6 protein-coding genes and 1 pseudogene are annotated in these 4,705 nt (G+C 70.5%); 4 read left to right on the top strand and 3 right to left on the bottom strand.

What is annotated here, in order from left to right; genetic code table 11:
- Positions 1-252 (top strand): annotated as a pseudogene (locus ACFV0O_RS40810) (hypothetical protein); the annotation flags it as partial.
- Between the two features lie 317 nt (positions 253-569).
- Here the strand turns inward: ACFV0O_RS40810 and ACFV0O_RS40805 are convergent.
- Positions 570-773, bottom strand: a complete 204-nt coding sequence (locus tag ACFV0O_RS40805; protein WP_380349939.1) for a hypothetical protein — start codon at positions 771-773, stop codon at positions 570-572.
- 102 nt (positions 774-875) lie between these two features.
- Positions 876-1,304, bottom strand: coding sequence for an IS200/IS605 family transposase (gene tnpA / locus ACFV0O_RS40800; protein ID WP_380349936.1), 429 nt, complete (start codon positions 1,302-1,304; stop codon positions 876-878).
- A gap of 48 nt (positions 1,305-1,352) precedes the next feature.
- On the opposite strand from tnpA, the gene ACFV0O_RS40795 reads away from it, so the two are divergent.
- Positions 1,353-2,573: an RNA-guided endonuclease InsQ/TnpB family protein gene (locus tag ACFV0O_RS40795; RefSeq protein WP_380349933.1), complete on the top strand. Its 1,221-nt coding sequence runs from the start codon at positions 1,353-1,355 to the stop codon at positions 2,571-2,573.
- On the opposite strand, the gene ACFV0O_RS40790 is transcribed toward ACFV0O_RS40795, so the two are convergent.
- Positions 2,532-2,831 carry a hypothetical protein gene (locus tag ACFV0O_RS40790; protein WP_380349930.1) on the bottom strand — a complete coding sequence of 100 codons (300 nt, stop codon included), beginning with the start codon at positions 2,829-2,831 and terminating at the stop codon, positions 2,532-2,534. The two genes, ACFV0O_RS40795 and ACFV0O_RS40790, sit on opposite strands and share 42 nt — an antisense overlap.
- Positions 2,832-3,607: 776 nt before the next feature.
- On the opposite strand from ACFV0O_RS40790, the gene ACFV0O_RS40785 reads away from it, so the two are divergent.
- Complete coding sequence (locus tag ACFV0O_RS40785) at positions 3,608-3,850, top strand: hypothetical protein (RefSeq protein WP_380349927.1); 243 nt, start codon at positions 3,608-3,610, stop codon at positions 3,848-3,850.
- A gap of 18 nt (positions 3,851-3,868) precedes the next feature.
- Positions 3,869-4,654: a helix-turn-helix domain-containing protein gene (locus ACFV0O_RS40780; RefSeq protein ID WP_380349924.1), complete on the top strand. Its 786-nt coding sequence runs from the start codon at positions 3,869-3,871 to the stop codon at positions 4,652-4,654.
- Positions 4,655-4,705: the final 51 nt, after the last annotated feature.

Raw genomic sequence — 4,705 nt, 5'->3', positions numbered from 1 at the left:
ATCGACGCCATGGGCGGCATCCGCCCCGGCCACCGCCACGGCCTCGACCGCTGGTTCACCACCGGCAACCTCACCACCGCCTACCTCTCCCTCGCCGCCGCCCACCCCACGCCCCGCACCGGCGACCCGGCCCGCTACTGGACCACCCTCGTCACCGCCGGCGAACTCCTCGCCGCAGCCCCCACCCCCGACAGCCGCATCACCTACGCCCTCACCCACTGCCGCACCCAAGCCACCACCCACACCACCTGAACGCCCACGCACAGGAAGTCGGACCCGCCGACTTCCTGTGCGTCCCTCCACCTTGGCCTTTGGTGGCGTTGCTGCTGAGGCTGCTGGAAATCGGGAATGCGGTGAGGTCGCCTGCGCCGCTGAGGTGGGTGAACTCCTGGTGTGCGCGCAGGAAGTCGGTCTCGTCGACTTCCTGCGCACGGCAACCGCCCTGCCCTGGCCTTGGCCGGCTGCATCGTGCGTCCTCGCCCGGTGCCGCGCCCACGTCACCCGCTTCTGAGGGCGATCGCGCCGCACGCGGGCGGCCGGGCGGCGAACTGCTCGGTGCGGCGCCCGGATCAGGCGGGGCGGCCCCTGCGGCCCTGCGGCGTCGCACAGGCCGGGCAGCCGGCGTCGCACCCGGCCGGAGCGGTGTGCAGGACCTCGCCGCTGTCGGAGTCGGCCACCTCCCAGCCGAGGAGGTCGGCGATCCCTTCCGCCAGTGCCAGCGCGGCGCCGTAGGCCGTGCCCGGCGCGGCCGAGGAGCAGATCAGTTCCACCATCCCTGATCTTGCAGGGTATCCCCGGCTTTAGCCGGGGAGGGAATGCATCCTTGGCCCGGAGCTGTGAAGCGGCGGAGTTCTCTGCGGCGCGCGGGTTGACGGTTAGATAGGCCGCTTCTGGCCTTCGATGTACTGGCGGACGATGCTGAGCGGTGCACCGCCGCACGATCCGGCGAAGTAGGAGCGGGACCAGAAGACCGAGCCCAGCCCGATGCGGTTGACGCGGCCGGTGTACTCGGCCCGCAGGTACCGCGAGCTGACGCCCTTCAAGCTGTTGATCAGCTTGGACAGCGCGATCTTCGGTGGGTAGTGCACCAGCAGATGCACGTGATCGGTCTCGCCGTTGAACTCGCGTAGCTCCGTCCCGAACTTGTCGCAGACCTCACGCATGATCTCCTCACACCGCTTGAGCATCGCGTCGTCGAAGACGCCCTTGCGGTACTTCGTGACGAACACCAAGTGTGCGTGCAGGTTGTGGGCGACGTTCCTACCAGTGCGAATATCGGGGTTTGGCTCCCAGCGGGGTGACATACTCCAAGTGTAGTGTTGTCGTATCGACCTTGAAGGGGGGTGGGCCGGATGATCCGTGCGTACACGTTCCTCATGCGGCCCACCGTGGGCCAGACGCAAGCGCTCGGCGAGATGCTGCGTGACCACTGCTCGCTCTACAACGGAGCGCTTCAAGAGCGTCGGGACGCCTACCGGCACGTGTCCAAGACCAGCATCAAGTACGGGATGCAGTCCGCCCAGCTCAAGGACATCCGGGCGTTCGACCCGGAGCGTCAGGGTCGCTGGTCGTTCTCCTCGCAGCAGGCGACGCTTCGCCGCCTGGACAAGGCGTTCGCGGCATTCTTCCGCCGTGTCAAGGCCGATGAGACGCCCGGCTACCCCCGGTTTCGGGGCGTGAACTGGTTCGACACGGTTGACTTCCCCAAGGACGGCGACGGAGTCCGCTGGAACTCCACCCCGCACGACCCGGTCACCCGCGTCCGCTTCCAGGGCGTCGGGCACGTCAAGGTCAACCAGCACCGGCCGGTGGTCGGCAAGGTCAAGACCGTCAGCGTCAAGCGCGAGGGCAGGCGCTGGTACGTCGTCCTCACCGCCGAACAGGGTGAACCCGAGCCGCTGGCCCCCACGGGGTCCGTGGTCGGAATCGACATGGGCATAGCGAACTTCCTCGCCGACTCCAATGGCGGGTTCGTGCCCAACCCGCGCCACGGCCGACAGGCCGCGGCGAAGCTGGAAGCCGCACAGCAGGCACTCAGCCGCTTCCCCCGCGTACGTCGGGACAAGCGCACCGCCAACCACCAGAAGGCCGTACGGAAGGTCGCCGGCCTGCACCGCAAGGTGCGATGCCAGCGCCTCGACCACGCCCACAAAACCGCCCTCGGTCTCATTCGCGAGCACGATTTCGTCGCGTACGAAGACCTCAAGATCCGCAACATGGTCAAGGCCCCCGCGCCGAAGACCGACCCCGACCAGCCAGGCGCGTTCCTGCCCAACGGCGCGGCGGCCAAGGCCGGATTGAACAAGTCGATCAACGATGCCGGTTGGGGGGTGTTCCTCACGATCCTCACCAGCAAGGCTGAAAGCGCCGGTCGGACAGTGATCGCCGTGGACCCCCGCAACACCTCCCGCACCTGCCCACGCCCCACGTGTGGTCATGTCGCGGCGGAGAACCGGACCACACAGGAGAAATTCCACTGCGTCGCTTGCGGCCACACGGCACACGCCGACACGGTGGGAGCTGTCAACGTTCTACGGGCCGGGCTGGTCCGCCGCGACGCCCGCCAGGGTTAGCGAGAAGCCCCCGGATTCATCCGGGGGAGGAGTCACGTTCACCCGCTGCGCTACCCGGCCCGCGTGGACGGCGTAGTTCCCGGCTTCGTCGCACGCGGCGACGGTCACCGTGAGCCAGTCGGGTCCGGCTTCGGTCTGGTAGGAGGCGGGGTCGGTCCTCCGCAGTCCGGGGACCGCTTCCAGGTGCCGTACCAGTGCGCAGACCGGCACACTGCCGCCGTGACGGCGGTCCGAGCGGACGGTCAGGTACCAGTACACGCACGTATCCTCGCACCCGCCCCGAGCGCCGCCCCCGCGCCCCGGACCCCGGACGGTTCCCGGCCCGCCCCCGCGAACGCAGGGGTTCGCCCGGCCCGCCCAGGCGGGCGAACCCCTGCGGCGAACAGGAAGTCGATCCCGCCGACTTCCTGTGCAGGGCAACTGCCCCCGCCCCGGATCCAGGTGGCGACCGTGGCTGCTGCCGGGGGCGCTGTGAGGCGGTCTTGGCTGGTGAGGTGGGGGGACTGCTGCCGTGCGTGGGAAGTCGATTCCGCCGACTTCCTGTGCGGCGCCCCCGCCCCCGCCGTGGGTGGCGGCCGGGCTGCCGCCGGCGGGAACGCAGAGAGACCGCCGGGGCCGCTGGGGCCGGGCGGTCTCTGCTGTTCGGACGGGCCCATGCGCCAACACGGCCCGCTGCCGATGTTCCCGAGATTGTCGGAGTGAACAGCGCCCCCCGGGTTCCGGACCCGCAGGTCCTGGTGACGCCGCTGCAAATCGTCACACCCGGCCCGGAGGGCTTACAAGGGGGTGCTGCACAAAGGCGCATCAAAATCCGGTTTCGAGGCGCTGAACTGCCCCTTTCTGCTACGGCGTTCGGAAGACCACGGGCGGGAGCCGGGTCGGCGGCGCATCAATCTGCGCGATGTTCACCGAACCGATTGGGAATCACCCGTATGCCTGACAGAGTGTCACCCCAACGGACACCCAGTGCGACGCCAACCGCGCGAAGTGCCCGTCAGTCGGAGTGAACAGTGATACAGGAAGGGGTTCCCTCGATGACGAGGAAGCGAAACAGGCGCGCCCGCACCCACTGCGCGGTCGGTGCGCCGGAGCCCGCGCGGCCGGTCCCGCCCCGGCGGCCCGCGTTCGGCCGGACGGCCGTGGTCGTCGTGGTGGTCGTCCTGACGGTCGTGACGGCCGCCGCGCTGGTGGCGACCGGCATGTCGGCCGGGGTGGCGCTCGAACTGGCCGCCGGAAGCTGGCTGCTGGCCGCCAGACTGCGACAGGAGCCGGTCTAGCGGGAGCGTCTGCCTGCGATGGGACGCCGGGAGAAACCGATCGAGGCGACCGAGCCGGCGCTGGGCCGGCTGGCCGCATGGCTGCGCGAGCAGCGCGAACGCGCAGATCTGACCTACCGTCAACTCGCCGTTCGGACCAACTACCACGCCACCACCCTGCAGCGGGCCGCCAGCGGCCGCACCGTACCGAACTGGAAGGTCGTCGAGGCCGTCACCCGCGAATGCGGCGGCGACCTCAAGACGGCCCGGCGCAAGTGGGCCCAGGCCAACTACTGGGCCCACGTGCCCCGCCCCTCCGGAACCAGGCGGCTGCGGGCGCCCCGGCGGGTCGACCCCCAGCAGGTCGACTCCTTCGCCGACCTGCGCCGGGCGATGCACGAGATGCGCCGCAAGGCCGACTGGCCCTCCCTCAAGGAACTGGACCGCCGGGCCCGCGACAAGGGCCGGCGCCTGCCGGCCAGCACCCTGGCCCTGGTCCTCAAGGGCGAGGCCCCGCTCCACAAACCCGTGTTCCTCACCTACATGGAGGCCTGCGAGGTCAGGGAGGTCCGCCGCGCCCTGTGGGCGGCGGCCTGGGAGCGGACCAACAACGCCCGCACCCCGGTACCGGTCAACTCCCGGACGCACCACAGCGAGTTCGCCCGGGCCATGCAGTCCTCCAGCGGCGGCACCTCGACGGACATCCTGTTCCGGCTGTGGGTGACCCTGCGCAACAGCCTCGCCGCCGACCGGGCCGAGGACCCCGGCCACCGCGCCGCGGCGGGCCGCGAAGGCACCGACGACAACCCGCCGGTGCCCGTGTGACCGGGCCCCGGCGGGGGCGGCGCCGCCCCCCGCCGCCCCCCCCCCGCCCCC

Origin of the sequence: Kitasatospora sp. NPDC059577 (assembly GCF_042735475.1) — a bacterium.
GTDB lineage: Bacteria > Actinomycetota > Actinomycetes > Streptomycetales > Streptomycetaceae > Kitasatospora.
The sequence above is the reverse complement of the archived record's forward strand: the minus strand, read 5'-3'. Positions and strand labels throughout refer to the sequence as shown.